This window comes from Cryobacterium sp. TMB1-7, assembly GCF_004402435.1.
Lineage (GTDB): Bacteria > Actinomycetota > Actinomycetes > Actinomycetales > Microbacteriaceae > Cryobacterium > Cryobacterium zongtaii.
On sequence record NZ_SOFZ01000014.1, the window covers coordinates 49965 to 69304 of the forward strand.

20 protein-coding genes are annotated in these 19340 nt (G+C 69.4%); 9 read left to right on the top strand and 11 right to left on the bottom strand.

Translation table 11 applies throughout. The features are described 5' to 3' along the window. Positions 1-47: 47 nt before the first annotated feature. A complete protein-coding gene (locus E3O60_RS05095; protein ID WP_134497316.1) occupies positions 48-692 on the bottom strand; it encodes an amino acid deaminase in 645 nt (214 codons plus the stop codon). 142 nt (positions 693-834) lie between these two features. Here E3O60_RS05095 and E3O60_RS05100 point away from each other — a divergent pair, with 142 nt between their 5' ends. Genes E3O60_RS05100 through E3O60_RS05125 form a run of 6 tightly spaced genes read left to right on the top strand, consistent with a single transcriptional unit; the run spans position 835 to position 5872 of the window. After that, a complete protein-coding gene (locus E3O60_RS05100; protein ID WP_174776725.1) occupies positions 835-1587 on the top strand; it encodes an HAD family hydrolase in 753 nt (250 codons plus the stop codon). Then, a complete protein-coding gene (gene phnD / locus E3O60_RS05105) occupies positions 1587-2561 on the top strand; it encodes a phosphate/phosphite/phosphonate ABC transporter substrate-binding protein (RefSeq protein ID WP_103459405.1) in 975 nt (324 codons plus the stop codon). The genes E3O60_RS05100 and phnD overlap by 1 nt, the downstream gene beginning before the upstream one ends. A gap of 3 nt (positions 2562-2564) precedes the next feature. After that, positions 2565-3386, top strand: a complete 822-nt coding sequence (phnC, locus tag E3O60_RS05110) for a phosphonate ABC transporter ATP-binding protein (RefSeq protein WP_088457394.1) — start codon at positions 2565-2567, stop codon at positions 3384-3386. After that, entirely contained in the window at positions 3386-4189 is an 804-nt protein-coding gene (gene phnE, locus E3O60_RS05115; protein ID WP_088457395.1) for a phosphonate ABC transporter, permease protein PhnE, read from the top strand. The genes phnC and phnE (E3O60_RS05115) overlap by 1 nt, the downstream gene beginning before the upstream one ends. Further along, the gene (gene phnE, locus E3O60_RS05120) at positions 4186-5028 is read left to right on the top strand and encodes a phosphonate ABC transporter, permease protein PhnE (protein WP_134497318.1); all 843 of its coding nucleotides are present in this window, start codon (positions 4186-4188) and stop codon (positions 5026-5028) included. The genes phnE (E3O60_RS05115) and phnE (E3O60_RS05120) overlap by 4 nt, the downstream gene beginning before the upstream one ends. After that, the gene (locus E3O60_RS05125) at positions 5012-5872 is read left to right on the top strand and encodes a MurR/RpiR family transcriptional regulator (protein WP_134480225.1); all 861 of its coding nucleotides are present in this window, start codon (positions 5012-5014) and stop codon (positions 5870-5872) included. Before phnE (E3O60_RS05120) ends, E3O60_RS05125 begins: the two co-directional genes overlap by 17 nt. Positions 5873-5954: 82 nt before the next feature. Here E3O60_RS05125 and lhgO read toward each other — a convergent pair whose 3' ends face one another. Then, a complete protein-coding gene (gene lhgO / locus E3O60_RS05130; protein ID WP_134497320.1) occupies positions 5955-7163 on the bottom strand; it encodes an L-2-hydroxyglutarate oxidase in 1209 nt (402 codons plus the stop codon). A gap of 373 nt (positions 7164-7536) precedes the next feature. On the opposite strand from lhgO, the gene E3O60_RS05135 reads away from it, so the two are divergent. Then, positions 7537-8451: an endonuclease domain-containing protein gene (locus tag E3O60_RS05135; protein ID WP_134497322.1), complete on the top strand. Its 915-nt coding sequence runs from the start codon at positions 7537-7539 to the stop codon at positions 8449-8451. Between the two features lie 115 nt (positions 8452-8566). Here the strand turns inward: E3O60_RS05135 and E3O60_RS05140 are convergent, their stop codons facing one another. From E3O60_RS05140 to E3O60_RS05180, 9 genes are all read right to left on the bottom strand, one after another. Further along, complete coding sequence (locus tag E3O60_RS05140; protein WP_134497324.1) at positions 8567-9523, bottom strand: SDR family NAD(P)-dependent oxidoreductase; 957 nt, start codon at positions 9521-9523, stop codon at positions 8567-8569. Next, positions 9520-9915, bottom strand: a complete 396-nt coding sequence (locus E3O60_RS05145) for a chorismate mutase (protein ID WP_134409359.1) — start codon at positions 9913-9915, stop codon at positions 9520-9522. Before E3O60_RS05145 ends, E3O60_RS05140 begins: the two co-directional genes overlap by 4 nt. 49 nt (positions 9916-9964) lie before the next feature. After that, positions 9965-10909 carry a DMT family transporter gene (locus E3O60_RS05150; RefSeq protein ID WP_370028191.1) on the bottom strand — a complete coding sequence of 315 codons (945 nt, stop codon included), beginning with the start codon at positions 10907-10909 and terminating at the stop codon, positions 9965-9967. A gap of 91 nt (positions 10910-11000) precedes the next feature. Beyond that, positions 11001-11666, bottom strand: a complete 666-nt coding sequence (locus tag E3O60_RS05155; RefSeq protein ID WP_088457402.1) for a GNAT family N-acetyltransferase — start codon at positions 11664-11666, stop codon at positions 11001-11003. A gap of 84 nt (positions 11667-11750) precedes the next feature. Further along, complete coding sequence (locus E3O60_RS05160; protein ID WP_088457403.1) at positions 11751-13037, bottom strand: adenylosuccinate synthase; 1287 nt, start codon at positions 13035-13037, stop codon at positions 11751-11753. A gap of 3 nt (positions 13038-13040) precedes the next feature. Beyond that, positions 13041-13559 carry a DUF3151 domain-containing protein gene (locus E3O60_RS05165; protein ID WP_088457404.1) on the bottom strand — a complete coding sequence of 173 codons (519 nt, stop codon included), beginning with the start codon at positions 13557-13559 and terminating at the stop codon, positions 13041-13043. A gap of 101 nt (positions 13560-13660) precedes the next feature. Beyond that, positions 13661-14233 carry a TetR/AcrR family transcriptional regulator gene (locus tag E3O60_RS05170; RefSeq protein ID WP_134409358.1) on the bottom strand — a complete coding sequence of 191 codons (573 nt, stop codon included), beginning with the start codon at positions 14231-14233 and terminating at the stop codon, positions 13661-13663. 38 nt (positions 14234-14271) lie between these two features. After that, entirely contained in the window at positions 14272-16404 is a 2133-nt protein-coding gene (locus E3O60_RS05175) for a YhgE/Pip family protein (RefSeq protein ID WP_134409357.1), read from the bottom strand. After that, positions 16405-17049 carry an ATP-binding cassette domain-containing protein gene (locus tag E3O60_RS05180; RefSeq protein WP_165787854.1) on the bottom strand — a complete coding sequence of 215 codons (645 nt, stop codon included), beginning with the start codon at positions 17047-17049 and terminating at the stop codon, positions 16405-16407. 274 nt (positions 17050-17323) lie between these two features. Here E3O60_RS05180 and E3O60_RS05185 point away from each other — a divergent pair, with 274 nt between their 5' ends. After that, complete coding sequence (locus E3O60_RS05185; protein ID WP_134409356.1) at positions 17324-17998, top strand: hypothetical protein; 675 nt, start codon at positions 17324-17326, stop codon at positions 17996-17998. A gap of 11 nt (positions 17999-18009) precedes the next feature. Beyond that, positions 18010-19340 (top strand): YhgE/Pip domain-containing protein (locus E3O60_RS19000; RefSeq protein WP_304991389.1); only part of this gene is annotated, 1331 nt, incomplete at its 3' end.

Below are 19340 nucleotides of genomic sequence, written 5' to 3' on the forward strand. Positions count from 1 at the left end.
CCGCTCTCGCGCGCAGCCGCGACCGCGAGCGCGAGGCCGTGCGCGCCTCAGGGACGGCGGCGCAGCGGGGGAAGCGGGGGAAGCGCGGTCAGGGCGGCGTTGTAGCGCATCCGCGGCGGCTCCGCCGCGAGGGCGTCCAGCGACGCCGGGGTCGGGTGGGCCAGCGGGAAAGCCGTGACCACGCGCATCCGGTCGCCCTCACTCACGCCGTAAATCAGGGCCGCGCCGGGCTGGCCGGGTGCGCTCACCACGGTCGTGCGGAAGAACGTCGCCTCACCGGGAACCTCGTCGTCGATGACCAGAACGTCGCCGCGGGAGCCCGCAGGGTTCGCCAGGTGCGGCAGCGCCGCATCCGTCACCCGCTCGAGTACCGTCTGGCCTCCCGCATCCGCCGCGTCGAGCAGGAATGCCGTGGGCGCCAGACTGAAATGGCCGGCCAGCTCTCCGTTGCGCCAACGGTCGCCCTTGAGGCCGAACGGTGTCACCACGGTCGATAGGAGGTACCCGTAGACGTGTAACAGGCCGGCGTTGCCGATCGGCCAGGTCGCTGCAAGCCCTGCCGCAGCATGCAGCCTGAGGAACTCGGCCTTAGAGATCACGGGGGACTGGACGTTTTCGTCGATCACCGTGGACAGCGCCCAGTCGTCGAAACGGCCGGTCTCGGCATCGCGGGCGATCTGCTCGAACATCATCTGCCCATCGTAGGCACAGCTCGCCAACCGGCCGGGACCGAAGGTTTACATGGTGTTCACCTGGCGCGGTCATTTGGTCCATACGACACTCCTAACATGAACCATGCGTCCACCGGGGCGCTGGAACAGGATTGAGTAAAACGTGGCTTTTCGCGAACGGGTGTTGGTCTTCGACTTCGATGGGACTGTCTCCCTCGGGCACGGACCGATTCGTTCCTACGCACGATTCATCGCCGGCGGGCTGCCCACCGCACAGGCCGTCGACTTCCTGGGTCGCTTCGAAGACAACATCTCCGCCACCCCCTCGGCGACAACCTGCCCGGACGGGCAGCCGATCGACGGGTATGACCTGGTGCGCCTCCTGGCCGCGCATTACGACGTTAGCGCGAGCGCCCGCAGCGCTGCGTACCTGGCCAGCAGGCACCAGCTCGCCACCAACGCCGCTCCGGTCACCGCGCCGGCCGGCCTGGCGGATTTCCTCGCCGAGGCGCGCCCGGCTGCCTACCTGGTGCTCGCGACCAACGCCCCCGCCATCCGCATCGACGAAGCCCTCGCCGCGCTCGGTCTGACCGGGGCGTTCGACGTCGTGCACACCGACGTGGGCAAGCCCGCCGGATTCGACCCGCTGCTGGACAGCCTGCTCACCAGGCTGCCCGTCGGAGCGAGCTCGACCAACCTCGCCAGCATCGGCGACGTCTGGGAGAACGACCTCGCGCCTGCCTATCGTCGCGGAGCGACCACCGCCCTCGTCGGCGCCCACCGGCCCTCCCCCGCCACCCCCACCTACCGGGCCGAACACCTGCACGAGCTTTACCCGGCTCTGCGCGGCTGGCTCGACTCCACTTCCAGCACCCTTCCCTCCACCGTTCTCACCACAGAAAAGGCTGACCAGTGATCCCCAAGAAAGCACTCTCCTTCATCGCCGCGGCATCCTTCGCCGCCGTCGCCCTCACCGGCTGCGCCACCAGCGACTCGGCCGCGGACAGCACGCCCGCCCCGGCCGCCGACCCCGCCTCGCTCACCCTGGCCCTGGTGCCCTCGCAGGACCAGGCCGGGCTCGTCGACACCGCCAAGCCCCTCACCGACATGCTCACCGAGGCCCTCGGCATCCCCGTCACCGGCGTCGTCTCCAAGGACTACCAGGCCGCCGTCGAGGCGATGGGCGCCGACCAGGCTCAGATCGGCTTCCTACCGTCCCTGCAGCTCTGGCAGGCCAGCGACATGTACGGCGCATCCGTGGTGTTGCAGACCGAACGTAACGGCAACATCACCTACCCGGCGCAGTTCATGACCAACAACCCCGACAAGTACTGCGACGACACCCCGGTGGAGCGCGACGGCATGCTGTTCTGCAACGGCGCAGACGCCCTCGCCGGCCCGGCCGGGCTGGACTCCATCAAGAAGGTCACCGGCGCCAAGGTGGCCCTGCTCGGCCCGGGCTCGCCCGCCGGCTACATCTACCCGGTCCTCGCACTGAAGAACGCGGGCCTGGACACCGACGCCGACATCGAGCAGATCCCGGTGACCACCAACGACGCATCCGTGCTCGCCGTCTACAACGGTGACGCCGAAGTGGGCTTCAGCTTCTGGGATGCCCGCACCATCGTGGCCAAGGACAAGCCCGACGTGGGCGAGAAGGTCGTCGTGTTCGCACTGACCGACGAGATCCCCAACGACGGCGTGGCCCTCACCGAGAGCCTCTCCCCCGAGCTGCAGGAGAAGATCACCACCGCCCTGGCCGACTACTCCAGCACCGAAGAGGGTTCCGCCGTTCTCACCTCGATCTACTCCATCACCAAGCTCGCGCCCGCCGACCCGTCGACGCTCACCGTCGTCGCCGACGCGGCCACGAAGCTGGGACTGCAGTAGCCGATGACTGACCTTCACGAAAGCGCGGCGGCCGGGGTGCACACCCCGGCCGCCGCGCCGTGGTCGATCCGGATGCGGGACGTCAACGTGCGCTACCCCAACGGGGTCGTCGCGCTGAAGGACGTGTCCCTCAACATCGAAGCCGGCGAGATGGTCTCCGTGGTGGGACTGTCAGGCTCCGGTAAGAGCAGCCTGATCCGCACCATCAACGGGCTCGTGCCGATCAGCTCCGGCACCCTCGAGGTAGGCGAACGCCACCTGGAGACCGCCCGCGGCCGGGAACTACGGCAGCTGCGCGGCGAGATAGGCATGATTTTCCAGGGCTTCAACCTGGCCCGGCGCGCGAGCGTGCTGAACAACGTGCTCGTGGGCCGGCTCGCCCACACACCCACCTGGCGCACCCTGCTCGGCCTCTACCGGGCAGACGACAAGCAGATCGCCTACGAGGCGCTGAACAGCGTCGGTATTCTCGCGAAGGCATATGACCGCGCGTCCACGCTCTCGGGCGGTCAGCAGCAGCGGGTGGCCATCGCCCGCGCCCTGGCCCAACAGCCCAAGCTGGTGCTCGCCGACGAACCCGTCGCCAGCCTGGACCCGCCCACCGCGCACGGCGTGATGCGGGACCTGCGCCGGATCAACCAGGACCTGGGCATCACGGTGCTCACCAACCTGCACCTGCTGGACCTGGCCCGCACCTACGGCACCCGGCTGATCGGGCTGCGCGCGGGCGAGGTCGTCTACGACGGCCCGGCCGCCACCGCCTCCGACGCCGTGTTCGAGACCATCTACGGCCGGTCCATCCAACACGAGGATGTGCTCGGCTGATGAGCGCCCTGGCACCGTTGGTTCTACCGCCGAAGCCGCGCGGACGGTGGAAACCCTGGCTGGGCCTGGCCGTGGTACTGCTCATCACGGCAGTCACGCTGAGTCCGCAGTGGGGCATCGCGTTCAGCTTCGACGCGATAGTGCGCAACTGGCAGAACGGCGCCGACAAGGTGCTCGCCCTGCTGCGACCGGACTGGACGTTCTTCCCGCGCACCATTCCACCCCTGGTGGAGACCCTGCAGATGGCCGTGATCGCCACCTTCGTGGGGGCCGTCGTCTCGCTGCCGCTCAGCCTCTGGGCGGCGCGGCTGACTAATCCGAACCGGTACACCCGCGGTGTGGTCAAGACCGTGCTCAACGCGGTGCGGTCGATTCCTGACCTGCTCTACGCATCCGTGCTGGTGGCGATGGTGGGAGTGGGCGCGCTGCCCGGCATTATCGCGCTGGTGCTGTTCAACGTGGGCATCATCGTGAAAATGGTGTCGGAGTCGATCGAGGTGAACGACGCCGGACCGCTCGAAGCCGGCCGCGCCGCCGGCGGCAGCCAGCTGCAGATCAACCGCGCCATCGCGCTGACGGATGCCTGGCCCGCGTTCGTGAACCAAACCCTGTATGTGCTCGAACTCAACGTGCGCGCCTCGACAGTGCTCGGCCTCGTGGGCGCGGGCGGGCTCGGCCTGCTCATCGATGCCGTGCGCACCTTCTACCGCTATGACCAACTGTCGCTGATCATCCTCGAGATCCTCGTGGTGGTCGTCGTCATCGACTCGGTCAGCGCCGCTATCCGACGGAGGCTGGTATGACCGCTCTCATCTCCTCCCCGCCCGCCACCCGCGCCCTCGTGTTGCCGGCCAAGCCCAGCTCGCGGGGCCGGCTGACCGCCGCCGTCGTGGTGACGGTCATCGTGATCGTCGCGTTCTGGTCGGTCGACATCAACTGGGCCAGGCTGGGCAGCCTGCCCGGCGAGATCGTGCGCTATCTCTGGCTGATGTTCGCCAATCCGAACTGGGACAAAATCGGCGAGGCGCTGCTGCAGACCTGGCGCTCCGTGCAGATGGCCTGGGTGGGCACGGTCATCGGCCTGGTGATTTCGCTGCCGCTGAGCTTTCTCGCCGCGCGCGGTTTCGCCCCCGCACCGGCCCGTGGCGCGTTGCGCCTCTTGTTCTCGGTCATTCGGGCGGTGCCGGAGATCATCATCGCCATCGCCATCCTGTCGGTGACCGGCCTGACACCGCTTACCGGGGCGCTCGCGCTGGCCGTGAACAGCGTCGGCACGCTGGGCAAGTGGGGGTACGAGGCCATCGAGAGTGTCGACCCCGGGCCCCTCGAGGCCGTGCGCGCGGCGGGCGGGTCGACCCCGGAGGTGATCCGTTGGGGCGTCTGGCCCCAGGCGATGCCCGACTTCATCTCGTTCTGGTTGTACCGATTCGAGATCAACGTGCGCGCATCCGCAATACTCGGCCTGATCGGTGTCGGCGGCATCGGCGACATGCTCACCTCGTACACTCAGTATCGCGAGTGGTCGACGGTGGGGATGCTGCTCCTCGTGGTGGTTGTCGTGACGATGAGCATCGATGCCGTGTCCGGCGCCCTGCGCCGGCGCATAACCGAAGGAGCATCCGTTCGTGAGCTGGACCGGTAACGACGACGCCACTGTGACGACCCGCATCGCCACCGTGCAAAATTCCCTGCAGCCCAGCGAGCTCAGCGTGGTCGGGTTGATCCTCTCCGACGCCGAGGGCGTGGTGGAGATGACCGCGCAGGACCTCTCCGACCGGGCCGGGGTGGCTCGGTCGAGCGTCATCCGCACCTGCCAGAAGCTGGGCTACCGCGGTTTCGCCCAGCTGCGGGTGGCCCTCACCCGGGAGCTCGCGCAGACGCTGGTGAGCGAGCGGGACTACGGCGAATCCGCGCTGGGCGCCATCCGCGCGGATATCGACGCGCTGGCCGCGACGCTGCCGCGCATCGCGAGTGTGCTCGGTGAGGATGCTGTGGAGCGGGCCGTGAGCACCATCGTGGGGGCGGGACGGTTGCTGGCGCTGGCCAGCGGGCTGTCCTCACCGCTGGCGCTGGACGTGGGCATGCGGCTCACCGCGATCGGCCGGCCCACCGAGTTCGTGGCCGACCCGATCGGGCAGCAGATCGCGGCCCGGCAGTTGACCGGGGCCGATGCGGTGCTGATCATCAGCGGCAGCGGTGCGAGCGAGGCGAGCCTCAAGGCCGCGCGTGCGGCCCGGCAGACCGGAGCGACGGTGCTGATCATCACATCGTTCGCCACCTCGCCGCTGGTCAGCCTGGCCGACGTCGCCCTGGTTGTGGCGCCGGCCCGGGGTACCTTCCGGCACGAACTCGAGCACACGTCGCGGGTGCCGCACGCGATCCTGATCGAAGCGCTGGTGGAGGTGGTGGCGGCCCGCCTGGGCGACCGCGCCCGGGTGACTCGCTCGGCCGTGCTCGAGATCCTCAGCGACAACCTCAGCGAGTAGGCAGGTCATTGCCGCCCCGTCCGTGGCGGGTAGCGCCAGCAGAGGGGCAGCGAGCGCCGGCGAGGGTGCCCCGCCCCGTCGGTTAGTCGGTCGTGCGGGCGAAAACGTAGTGTTCGATCAGGTGATCGGCGATCGCCATCGACGACGTCGCGGCCGGTGACGGGGCGTTCCGCAGCAGGGTGACCGGGCCGACCTGGTCGACCGCGAAATCGTCCAGAAGGGCGCCGTCCCGGCCCCAGGCCTGGGCGCGCACCCCGGCGGCGGTCTTGCTCGTGAGGTCGTTCATCCTGAGTTCGGGGATGAACCGGCGGGCCTTGCGGTAATACAACGGTTTCAGCAGGGAGCCGCTGATCTCGTCCAGTCCCATCCGCCAGTGCTGTTTCGCGAGAGTGCCGGCCCCCGGCCAGCGCAGCGAGTCCCAGGTGTCTTTCGGTGAGATGGTCAGCCAGGTGTAGCCCTCACGGGCGAGCGCCGGCACCGCGTTGGGCCCCACGTGCACGTCATCGTAGACACCGCGAGTGAAGTGCACGCCGAGGAACGGGAATCGAGGGTCGGGCACCGGGTAGATCATGCCGCGCACCAGGTCGGTGCGGGCGGCAGCCAGCGCGCAGTACTCACCGCGGAACGGCAGGATCTTCGGCGACGGGTCCGCGCCGACCAGGTGCGCCACCACGTCGGACTGCAGCCCGGCGCAGGCGATCACTCGGTCAACGAGATACTCGGAGTCGCGCGTGCGCACCCGCACGGTCTGGCCTTCGATGTGCAACGCCACGACCTCGTGGCCGGTCAGGATGGTGCCGCCGTGGCTGCGGACATCCTCGGCCATCGCCTCGGTGATCGCGCCGTAGTCCACGGCCGCGGTGTGCGGCGAGTGCACCGCGGCGATGCCCGCGACGGATGGTTCGATCTCACGGAGGCGGTCGAGCCCGTCGAGGCGGGCCAGGTCGGGCACCCCGTTGGCCAGTGACCGGCGCTCGATGTCGGCCAGGGCGGCCAGCTCGGACTCGTCGACCGCGACGACGAGCTTGCCCACCTCCCGGTAGGGCAGGTTCTTCTCGGCACAGTAGTCGCGGATGCTGATCCGGCCCGCGGCGCACAACCGCGCCTTGAGCGTGCCCGGCTGATAGTAGAGACCGGCGTGCACCACCCCCGAGTTGCGCCCGGTCTGGTGCGCGGCAAGCCGGTCTTCCTTCTCGAACACGGTGACGTCGCCGAAGCCGCGTAATACGAGTGCCCGCGCGATAGCGACCCCTACGATTCCGCCGCCGATGATCGCAATCCGATCGCCCATGCCCGTCCGTCCCGTTGCACCGCCCGTGGCGGACCACCGGTTCGACGAACCCCCGCACGGTGGCATCCTGCCCCCGGAGCGGTGCCTGGGCAATGCCCCGCCCGGCAGAACGCAGCATTCCAGGCCCGCATGCCCCGAGCACGCGGCGGCCCGCGTCCGGCATCCCGCGAAAGCGGTGAAACGGCTGCCTCACAGCGATGAAGCAGCCACACGACCGCTCTCGCGAAAGCACCCCTACCCCCACCTCCCGCGAGAGCGGCGAAAGGGCTGCCTCACAGGGATGAAGCAGCCACACGACCGCTCTCGCGGGATGCCGGGCGCGGGCTGGGGATAAGTTCGGCGCGGCGAGGGAGCCTAGGTGCATCCTCTGGGGATGAAGCGGCGCACCGAGATACCTACGGCTCTACGAGGTCGTGCATTCAGCCATCAAGAAGGGTTGGCCGAAGGCGTCACGCGGGCGCGGATGCGTGGCGACGACCTGGCCACGCCGTACTACGGGATCCGCTCCCCGCCCCTGGACCCGACTGACCCGCTCGCCCATGTCCGCGCATACCTGCCCCATCTCAGCAGTGAGCAGTTTTTCAGCCACTCCAGTGCGGCGCTGATCCACGGCTTGCCGCTGCCACCGCGCCTTGCCCGCGACCCACGCGTGCACGTGTCGACACACATCGCCGGGTTGCGGCACGGCGGCCGCGGGGTGGTGGGGCACCACGTGCAGCGCGACCGTGTTCGGGTCGTCGTCGTAAGCGGAGTGCCGGTGACGGCTCCGGTCGACACCTGGTGTCAGCTGTCCACCCTGTTGGCGTTGGACACCCTGATTGAGGTGGGAGATGCGCTGGTGAGACGCAAGCGGCCGCTGGCAACCATGGCTGAGCTGCGCGCTGGCGTGTTGCGCTACACCAGGCAACGGGGTGCGAAAAGGCTGCGTGAAGCCTTCGAGTCGGTGCGTCCCCGCACGGACTCAGCCAAGGAGACAGCGACCAGGCTGATGATCGTGCGGGCCGGGCTACCCGAACCGGAGGTCAACGGTGAGATTTTCGACAGGCGCGGCCGCAAGATCGCGACCGGAGATCTGGTCTTTCGCGGGTACCGGGTCCTGGTGGAGTATGACGGCGAGCAGCACCGCTCGGACGAGGAGCAATATCACTGGGACGTTGACCGTCTTGACGCGATCATGGAGGCCGGCTGGCGCGTCATCCGCGTCAACAAATCGCACCTGAGGATGTCGCCCTCGCCCGCCCTGCGGAAGATCACCACGGCTCTGGAAGCCAGAGGCTGGCGCCCCTGAGGCACGAAAGCGGCCCCGTGGTCGTTTCTCGGAAACTCAAGGGTCGCGAAAGCGGGAAGGTGGCTGCCTCAGCCCGCTGAGGTAGCCACGCGGCCGCTCTCGCGAGATAGCAGGGCTAGAGCGGCCCGAGTTGTGCGGGCAGGGCGAAGGGCTGGTCGACGAGGGCCTCGGTTCGGGTGAACAGGCGCTCGGCGATGCCACGGTCGAGTGAGGTGCGGGTGGGGTGCTGCAGGGCCGGCGCACCCCGGGTGAGGAACCGCGGGCCGTAGTACTGGCCACCGCGGGCATCCGGGTCGATCGCCGCGCGCACCGTGGGCCAGGCGCCGGCGTCTTTGCTCTGGGCGCCGATGAAGCCCTGCAGGGTGTCGGCGAAGCGTTTGGCCCGGCTGACCTCGTTGACCCCGCGGATGCCGGGGGTGAGTCCAGAGATCGAGTATCCGGGGTGCGACACCAGGCTCTGCACGCCGTCGGGGCCGCCCTGGCCGGCAGCGCGCAGGCGACGGTCGAGCTCGAAGCCGAACACCTGCATGGCGATCTTGGACTGCGCGTAGGCCTTCCAGCCGTTGTAGGTGACCTCCAGCTGCAGGTCATCCAGCGACGAGTCCATCAGCCGGGAGATCATCGAGCCGAGCGACACCACCCGGCTGCCGGGGGTGCGCTGCAGGGCGGGCAGCGCGAGGCTGGTGAGCAGGAAGTGCCCGGTGTAATTGGTGGCGAGCACCAGTTCGGCACCGTCCAGGCTCACGGAGCGGTCCTGCGGCGGGTGCACGATGCCGGCGTTGAGGATGAGGCCGTCCAGCCGCGGGAATTCGAGTATCCGGTCGGCGGCGCCGTGCACCGAGCCGAGATCGGCCACGTCGAGGGTGAGAGCGGAGACGGAGGCTCCCGGCACCCGTCCGCGGATCGCGGCGATGGCGGCCGCGGCCTTGGCCGGGTTGCGGCAGGCGAGCACCACGTGGGCGCCGGCGCCGGCCAGCTGCTCGCTCGTGAAGTAGCCGAGGCCCGCGTTGGCGCCCGTGACCACGAAGGTGCGCCCGGACTGGTCGGGCAGCGCGCGCGGGTTCCAGCTCACGCTGAGGTGGCGGGGTGGGCCGGGTCGGCGGGGCGAGACGCGGCTGCGCCCGCGGCCCTGGCGCCCCCGGACGAGTCGCCGGCGATCTTCTCGTGGTGGTGGATGACCTCGGCGATGATGAAATTGAGGAACTTCTCGGCGAACGCCGGGTCCAGTCTGGCGTCCTCGGCCAGGCCGCGCAGGCGCTGGATCTGCAAGAACTCCCGGGCCGGGTCGGCCGGGGGCAGACCGTGCTCGGCCTTCAACCTTCCCACGCTCTGGGTGAACTTGAACCGCTCGGCGAGCAGGTGAATGAGCGCGGCATCGATGTTGTCGATGCTCTGGCGGATGCTCTGCAACTCGTTGATCGCGTCCTGCCCCGCGTCAGCGGGCAATTCCTCGTTTACAGCCATGTCCTTACGATATTGCACCGGCCCGGATGCCCGCGCCGGGCGGCGCCGCTCACGAAGCGGTTCGAGGCACCGCCAGCGGCAGCCGCAGCCGTTTCTGGGTCAGCAGGATGCCGAGCAGCACAAGCACGGCCCCGGCCGGTTCGTGCCAGGAGAACGTTTCGGCCAACACCAGCACCCCGAGCAGCACACCGACCACCGGGGTGACGTAGGTCACCGTGGAGGTGGTCGTCGGCCCCCAGGCCCGCAGGACGTTGATGTGCCAGATGTACGCGAATCCGGTGCCGAGCACCCCGAGGGTGAGCAGGCTGAGCACGATCGGCATGGTCAGGGACACCGGCTGCCAGGCGAGCACGGGCGTGAGCACGAGCATCACGACGCCGGCCAGGCCGATGTTCAGGAAGGCGAAGGTGGTGCCCGCGATGGGCCGGCCGCTGAGGTGCTTGCGGGTGTACCCGAAGGTGAAGCCGTAGCAGAGCGCCGCGCCCAGGCAGGCGAGTTGGCCCCACAGGTCACCGGTCAGCTCCGAATACTGCCATGGCGCGATGATCACGACCACACCCATGATGCCGATCAGCACGCCGATCACCTGGTCGCGGGCGAGTTTCTCCACCCTGAACACGGCGGTGACCATCACCGCGGTCATGATGGGCGTGACGGCGTTGTAGATGCTGGCCAGGCTCGACGACACGTACTGCTCGGCCCAGGCGAACAGCAGGTGCGGCACGACGCATCCGGTGAGCGCGATCACCAGGAAATGCAGCCAGACGACGCCCTCCCGGGGCAGCACCGGACCATTGTTCAGACGCGGGCGGGTGGCCAGCACGATGAGGCCCAGCGTGAGCCCCCCGAAGACCAGGCGTGACCAGGCGACCTGGCCGAAGCTCACGCCGTCGAGTGCCACCTTCATAAACAGGAAGCTGGCGCCCCAGACCACCCCCATCCCGAGGAATTGCAGGGCCACCCTGGGGTTGTTGGGGCTGGAAATATCAGTCACCCGCTGACCCTAGCCCACGGGCGCGGTGCCCGGCGGGCACCGTGACCCGCGCCGACGGTGATGTCCGAAAATCGCGGGCGGATGACCGAAATCAGCTGGGTGTGACCCGACGGCGGGGTGCCCGCGGGTCGCGGTACTCCACGACTTTGCCGCCGAAAACGTCGAGTCGTTTGTGCAGCCCGGCCTGCACGACAGGCCACTCGTCGGCGAGAACCGAGTACACGGCGGTATCCCGCCAGGACCCGTCCGCCCGGCGCTGCACCCGCCGGTTGATGCCCTCGAACTGGGCGCCGATGCCCAGGATCGCGGCCCGGGAGCGCGAGTTGAGCACGTCGGCCTGGATCTTGACCCGGCCGAAGCCGCTGTCGAAGGCGGCACCGAGCATCAGCAGCTTGGTCTCCGGGTTCACCGCGGTGCCCCAGACCTGCGGGGCGTATGCGGTCCAGCCCAGGTGCAGTGCCTCGTTGGGCAGGTCGATGTCGCCCAGCGTCGAGGTGCCCACCAGGTTGCCGGCGTGTGGGCCGGAGACGACGCGAACGGCGTAGGGGTGGGCATCCCACTGGTAGTAATTGAGGGCGAAGGCCACGAAATCATCGAGGTCGGCGGGTAGGCCGTGCGGACCGCCGCCGTAACCACCGGCGAAGACGGCCGGATGCGCGATGGCGCGATGCAGCTCGGGCAGGTGTGCCCGGCTGAGCGGTTCCAGGCACACGAAGCGCCCCGTCAGCAGCCTCGCCTGGGGTGGAAACGCGGTCACGTGGGTTCTCCCTTCGCCGAACCGTGAGCTGAGCCCCAAAAACTCGGGGTCGGGGCCGTGCTCACGGTTCGCGTGCGGTGCGGGTTAGTCGATGAGGTCGTGACGGGTGAGGATGGCCTCGCGGTCGGGGCCCACGCCGATCGCGGAGATGCGGGCGCCGCTCATTGCTTCGAGGGCGAGCACGTAGTCCTGGGCGTTCTTGGGCAGGTCCTCGAAGTGACGCACCATGGTGATGTCCTCGGTCCAACCGGGGTACTCCTCGTAGACCGGCTTCGCGTGGTGGAAGTCGGACTGCGACACGGGCACCTCGTCGAAGCGCACCCCGTCGACCTCGTAGGCGACGCAGACCGGGATGGTCTCCAGGCCCGTGAGCACGTCGAGCTTGGTGAGAACGAAGTCGGTGACACCGTTGATGCGTGCTGTGTAGCGGGCGATCGGGGCGTCGTACCAGCCGCACCGGCGCGGGCGGCCGGTGGTGGTGCCGAACTCGAAGCCCTTGGCGCGAAGGAACTCGCCGGACTCGTCGAACAGCTCGGTGGGGAACGGACCGGCGCCGACCCGGGTCGTGTACGCCTTGACGACCGCGATGATGCGGTCGATCCGGTTCGGGCCGATGCCGGAACCGGTCACCGCGCCGCCGGAGGTGGCATTCGATGAGGTGACGAACGGGTAGGTGCCGTGGTCGACATCCAGCATCGTGGCCTGGCCGCCCTCGAACAGAACGGTCTTGCCCTCGGTGAGCGCCTGGTGCAGCAGCAGCGCGGTGTCGGCGACCATGGGGCGCAGGCGTTCGGCGTAGCTGAGCAGGTCGTCGACGATCTCGTCGACCGTGATGGCGCGGCGGTTGTAGACCTTGACCAGCATGTGGTTCTTCTGGCCGAGGGCGCCCTCGACCTTCTGGCGCAGGATGTTCTCGTCGAACAGGTCCTGGATGCGGATGCCGACCCGGTTGATCTTGTCGGCGTAGGTCGGGCCGATGCCGCGGCCGGTGGTGCCGATCTGGCGCTTGCCCAGGAACCGCTCGGTGACCTTGTCCATGGTGCGGTGGTACTGCGTGATGACGTGCGCGTTGGCGCTCACGCGCAGCTTCGACACGTCCACGCCGCGGGAGCTGAGCGCGTCGAGTTCCTCGAAGAGAACCTCGATGTCGACGACGACGCCATTGGCGATCACCGGGGTCACGCCGGGGGTGAGGATGCCCGAGGGCAGCAGGTGTAGCGCATACTTCTCGTTACCCACGACCACGGTGTGGCCGGCGTTGTTGCCGCCGTTGAACTTGACGACGTAGTCGACACGGCTGCCGAGGAGGTCGGTGGCCTTACCCTTACCTTCGTCGCCCCACTGGGCGCCGATCAGAACAATTGCTGGCATGGGTTAGTTGTCTCCTCGAATAACAAAGGCGGCGGTCGGCGGGGCCGGGTCGTCGCCGGGCGAAACGGCGGGCTGAATCGCCGGGAACATCTGGGTCTCGGTGTGCTGCGAGCGCAACCGGGTGATGACGGTGGGGTCCGCGCCCGTAAGGAACGCGGTGAGACGCTCGAACTCGTCGGTCTCGCCGATCTCGGCCGCGGCACGGCGGAGGGCGAACAGCGCGCGGAGCACGCCCCGGTTGGGTTCGTGCGCCCACGGGATCGGGCCCTGGCCACGCCAGCCGGCCTTACGGAGGGCGTCGAGGCCCCGGTGGTAGCCCACCCGGGCATAGGCGTAGGCCTCGAGCAGGCGACCCTGGCTGTGCGTGTAGTCGGCAAGCGCCGACCAGGCCAGCGATGACTTCGGATGCGCCGCCACCACGGTCGCAATATCCTGCGTTGCGGTTCGGCTGAGCGCTTCGGTCACCTCCGGTTCCGCGGGTAGGAGGGTCTCGGGCTGGTCGATCAGATTTGCGCCGGTCACACTCGATACTACCGCGACCCGCGATTCAGCCCCGCGAGCTGCGACTTAAGCACCACATTCGCCCGATTCTGGGGCTCAGGTCACAGTTCGCGACAGGGGGCTCAGGCGAGCAGGCCGCCGGAGAGGGACTCGAGGATGGCCGCGGAGACCTCGTCGCGGTGCCGGTCGGGCTCGAAAACCAGCCATTCCAGGCCGGCCATGAGCACGGCACCGAACACGCTGGACGCCATCAGCCCGCTGGTGCCGGCCGCCGCGGTGGCCGGCTTGGTCTCGGCGATCGCCTCGGCGAAGACCGCGAGGGCGTCGTGCCGCAGGGCGAACAGGGTCTTCTGCCAGGCCCGGTCGGTGCGGAAGATCTCGGCCGCCATCAGCTTGGCCAGGCCCGCGTTGGCCTCGATCCGGTCGAGCAGCACCGTGATCAACGCTTCCAGCGCGGCCCGGCCGTGCAGGCCGGTGCGCGCCACGCGGAGGGAATCGGCGAGCGCGCCGACCCCCTCCTGCAACAGCGCCTCGAAGAGGTTGTCCTTCGAGCTGAAGTTGTAATACAGGCTGCCCTTGGCCACCCCGGCGCGCTCCGCGACGTCATCCATCGTGGTGCCGGTGATCCCGCGGGTGGCGGCCAGCTCCAGCGCGGCATCCAGGATCGCTCGTTTGGTTCCGATCGCGCGGGGCATGGGCCGGTCCTCTCAGTGCACTCGGTGCGGGCTCAGGGCTAGATGGTCATCTCGGGGTGCAGCCGGGTGATCGTCCACATCCGCTGCCGGGACGCGCTCCAGGCGCTGACGGCGATCGAGCCGACCAGGATGCCCACGAGCACAAGCACGGAGAGCCACAGTCTAGAGTCGATTCCTCCGGTGATGAGCTGCCGGAGCCCGGTGACCACGTACGAGGCGGGCATCCACGGGTGCAGGATCTGGAAGAACTCCGGCGTGGTCTCCACCGGGTAGGTTCCGCCCGACGAGCTCAGTTGCAGCATGAGCAGCACCAGGCTGACCACGCGGCCGGCCGCGGTGCCCAACAGGATGATGAACATCTGTTGCAGCGCCAGGAACGCCAGAGTGGTGAGGTAGATGAAGACCGACATGCCCAGCCAGTGCGCCGGGGTGAGCCCGATGCCGTAGACCAGCACCAGGACCATGATCACGACCTGGCTGAGGCCGATCGCCATGGCCGGCAGAAACCCGGTCATCGTGGCGCGCAGCCCGGAGGCGGCGCTGGCCAGCGCCCGGGTGGGCAGCGCCCGCAGGATCAGCCAGGTGATCAGCGCACCGACGAAGGTGGCCAGGGCGAGGAAGAAGGGCGCGAACCCCTCTCCGAAGCTGTCGGAGGCGTTCTCCCAGGTCTGCTTGAGGTCGACCGGGTTCGCGATCACCGAGGCCTTCGTGGCGATCTGCGCGTCACTGTCGTCCGGCGCGGCTGCCGCGCCGGTCGCAAGGGCATCGGCGAGGGTGTGGCCGCCATCGGCGAGTTGCACGGTGCCGGACTGCAATTCGGTCCCGCCGTCGACCAGCTTGGTGCTGCCGTCGACGAGGGTGCCGGTTCCGGCGGCCAGGCTGTCAGCGCCGTCGGCGAGGGTCGCCGATCCGGTGGCCGCGGTCGCCGCGCCGGTGGCGAGCTTGCCGGCCCCGGCCGAGAGGGCGCCGGCGCCGGCGGCGACGTCCGAGGCTCCGGATGCGACCTGGGCGGCGCCGGGGGCACCACCGGTGAGGGCGTCGGAGAGCTGGCCGAGACCGGCCGCGAACTGCCCGCTGGAGGTCGCGTAGGCCGAGATCTGGGTCGCGGCACCCTCCGTCTGGGTGTTGAGGGTGTCGGCGCCGCCGGCGAGCTTGGTCACCGAGGGCAGGAAGGCGGAGGCCGGTGTGCCGGCCGGGGCCGCAGCGATGGCCGCCTCGAGATTCTTCAGACCATCGGAGAGCGTGGTCGTCCCGGTGGCGAGCTGCCCGGCACCGGTGGCAATCGAGGTGGCCCCGGCGGCGAGCTGGTCGGAGGAGTCGGAGAGGGTGACTGCCCCGGTGGCGGCCTTGGCGAAGCCGTCGGACACCTTCTGGGATCCGTCGGCGACCGCGGTGGCACCGTCGGCGAGTTTCACCGAGGAGTCGGACAGGGTCGCCGCTCCGGTGGACAGCGTGCCGAGCCCGGTGGCCAACGTGGAGGAGCCGTCGGCCACCTGCGCGGCGCCGTCGTCGAGCTCCACAGCGCCGGCGGAGAGGTCGCCCAACCCGTCGACGAGGGTGCCGGTGCCGGTTTCGGCCGTCGTGAGGCCGTCGGCGAGGGTGCCGGCGCCGTCTGCCGCGCTGCGGATGCCGTCGCCGGCTTCGTTCACGGCCACGAGCATCGCGCTGACGGTTTGGTCGCCGATGTTCACCGACACGGCGTCGCGCAGCTGCACCATGGCCTGCTTGCCCAGGGTTGAGGCGAGGAAGCTGTTGCTGTCGTTGTAGGCGACCTGCACCTCGGCCGCGGTGGGGGTGTCGGTGCCGGCGGAGATCGCGTCGGTGGAGAAGTCGGCGGGGATGGTGACCGAGAAGTAGAAGTCGCCGTCGATGACGCCGGTGGCGGCATCCGCGGCACTGGTTTCGACCCAGCCCAGGTCGTTGCCGTCGATGAGCTTGTCGACGAGGTCGTCGCCGGCACTGAACTCCTCACCGTCGCGGCTGGCGCCGGTGTCGGTGTTGACCAGGGCGACCGGCAGGTGGCTGAGCTCCTTGTCGGGCGCCCAGAAGGCCCACAGGTACAGGGCGCCATAAATCAGGGGGATGAACATCAGCACGACGAGTGCGATCTTGGGCAGAGTGCCCTTGCCGAAGCGGCGCAGCTCCGTTCCCGTAGAGAGGAAGGCGAACATCTAGCGAATCTCCTGGTTCATGTACAGGACGGTCGGGTCGATGCCCAGTTCCGCCCACATTTCAAAGTCCGGTGCGATCGCCGAGGCGATCACGGGGGTGCCGGCCTGCACGATCGCACCGAGCCGGTACCAGAGCTGGCGGCGGGCCTCGGCGGAATGCACCTGCTCGACCTGGTCGAAGAACAGCACGTCGGGGCGGCTCATCATGGCCAGCGACGCGCGCAGCAGCACCATCTCCACCTCGTCGAGGTCCCAGATCATGGTGCTGGCGGCGGGCACGGGGATGTCACCGAAGACGGGACCGCAGACGCGGGCGACCTCGGCATCGTCGACCGCGCGGATGAAGGACCACCACGGGGCGAGCCACGCGTGGCGTTCTCGGATGGCCGCGGCCACGCTGACCGACTCCTCGAGGGTGTCGATGCCGTGGAACCCCGACACGCCCGTGCGGCGCTGGATCCGCCTGGCGTGGCGGGGCAGGTCCTCCCCGAGCACGAACAGGCTGCCGGAGCTGGGCTTCATCCGCCCGGCCAGGGTGAGGAGCAGGCTCGTGCGGCCGCTGCCGGCCGGACCGCAGATCACGGTGAGGCCGTCGTCGGCGCTGAAGCTCAGCGGCCCGAAGACCACGCCCCGCTTGTGACTCACGCTCAGTTCATCCGCTACCAGTGTCGCCTGCACGTCGTTCCTCTCTCGTCGGCATCTTTGTACCGACTAGTCAGTATAGATCCGCTCTTTCGACGGATGCAAGCGCACCCCTGGCTCGGGTGTTCTCTGAGAGCTTTCGAACTCACACTGACTAGTCAGCCCAAGTCGGGGTGGGTGAATTAGAGTGTGACCCTGTCCCAGCGCCGCGATGCCCCTTTTCCCCCAGAATTCGGTCCGGCGTTGGTCGGGCCCCTCTCCCCCTGGAGGCGCTCGCATGCGCGTTAACCTCACTGCCGTCACCAAAGGACCGAAGAACTCGGCCCTTCCGGAAACGACCCTGGAATTCGCCAGCGGCGCCGTCACATTTGCTCGCGCCGAGACCGAACGCCGCCCCACTGTTCTGGGCTTGATCGCTTCGGGGCGGATGCGGCCGGATGCCGGAACCGTCACCCTGGACGGCCACACCGACTATGCGGGACTGCGCCGCCAGATCGCCCTCGTCGACGCCCTCGGGGTCTCGGAGCCGGCCGCGGACCTGAAGGTTGACGAGGTTGTAGCCGAAGAGCTCATGTTCGCCGGCCGACTCGGCCGCCGACGCACGGTCACGCGGGTGCTCACCGAGCTCGACCTCGCCGACCAGGCACGCTCTGACATGGGCGACCTCGCGCCCGACGACCGCATCCGCCTGCTTACCGAGCTGGCGGTGCTTCGCGACGGCGTTCTGGGCCTCGTTCTCACCTCGCCCGACCGCCACGGCGGCGACCCGTTGGGCTGGTGGGACGTCGCGGGCGGCCTGGCCGCGCGGGGGTATGCGGTGCTCGTGATCGCCGGTGACGCCTCCGCGCACGCGATCGCCGACCTGGAACTGACCAACCTCGAGCCGGCCGGGGAACTGCCCGCCGGACTCGTGCGCTCATCCCTCACCACCGCTGGAGCCGACGAACTGTGAAGATCTTCGCCATGATCCGCGCCGAACTGGCGCGCCTGACCGCCACGACCATGTCCCGCGTGGCACTCGTCGCGCTGATGCTGGTGCCCGTGCTCTACGGCGGCCTCTACCTCTGGGCAAACCAGGACCCGTACGCGGGCCTGGACCGGGTGCCCGTGGCCCTCGTCGTGTCCGACACCGGCTCGGAGCTGGACGGCGCCGCCACCAATTACGGCACCGACGTCGCCGAGCAGCTCATCGAGGACGGCACCTTCGACTGGCACACCGTGACCGCGGCGACCGCGAAGGCCGGTGTGGCCGACGCCACCTACGACTTCAGCGTCACGATTCCCGCCGACTTCTCCAGCTCGATCGCCTCGTCCTCATCCGATACCCCGCACCAGGCCACGATCACCCTCACCACCAACGACACCAACAGCTACCTCGCCTCCACGATCGGCAGCCAGGCCGCCCAGACCATTCGGGATGCCATCGTCGAACGGGTCAACGAGCAGGCCGCCGACACCCTGCTCATCGGCCTGTCCGACATCCGCTCGAGCCTGGTCGACGCCGCCGATGGCGCCACCCAGCTGACGGATGGCGCGTCGACCGCCGTAGACGGCGGCAGCAGCCTCGCCGACGGGGCGGGCCGGCTCGCAGACGGCACCGGCCAGCTGGCCACGGGAGCCGGCACCCTCGCCAACGGCACCGGGCAGCTCGCCGACGGTGCCGCCCAGATCGCCGACGGCACGGGCAAGGTCGCCACCGGGTCCGACAGCCTGGCCGCCGGGGCCGCGCAGCTCAGCACGGGAGCGGGCGGCCTCGCCGCCGGCGCGGGCCAGGTCGCGACCGGAGCCGACGCCCTGGCCACCGGAACCGGGCAGGTCGCCGACGGCACCGCCGCGCTGTCGCAGGGTGCCACCACCCTCGCCGCCGGCACCGGCAAGGTCGCCACCGGTGCCGCCCAGGTCGCCACCGCTGCCCAACAGGTGGCCGACGGCACGGCGGCGCTGAACGCCGCCGCCGGTGCGGCCGGTACCCAATTCGCCGGCGCGGGCGCGACCTACACCGCCGCACGCACGGCCCTGGCCGATCAGCTCACCGCCGCCGGACTCAGCCAGACCGAGGTGGACGCCGCACTGGCCACCCTCGACCCGATCGGCCGCAGCATCACCGACAGCGGCGCCGCCCTGACCGCTGCCGGCACCGCCATCACGACTCTCAGCACCGGTACCAGCCAGCTGGCGACCGGGGCTGCCCAGACCGCCGACGGGGCCAAGCAGAGCGCCGACGGCGCGAGCAGCCTGGCCACCGGTGCCGCGACCGCCGCGGCCGGGGCGCGCACATCCGCCGACGGCGCGGC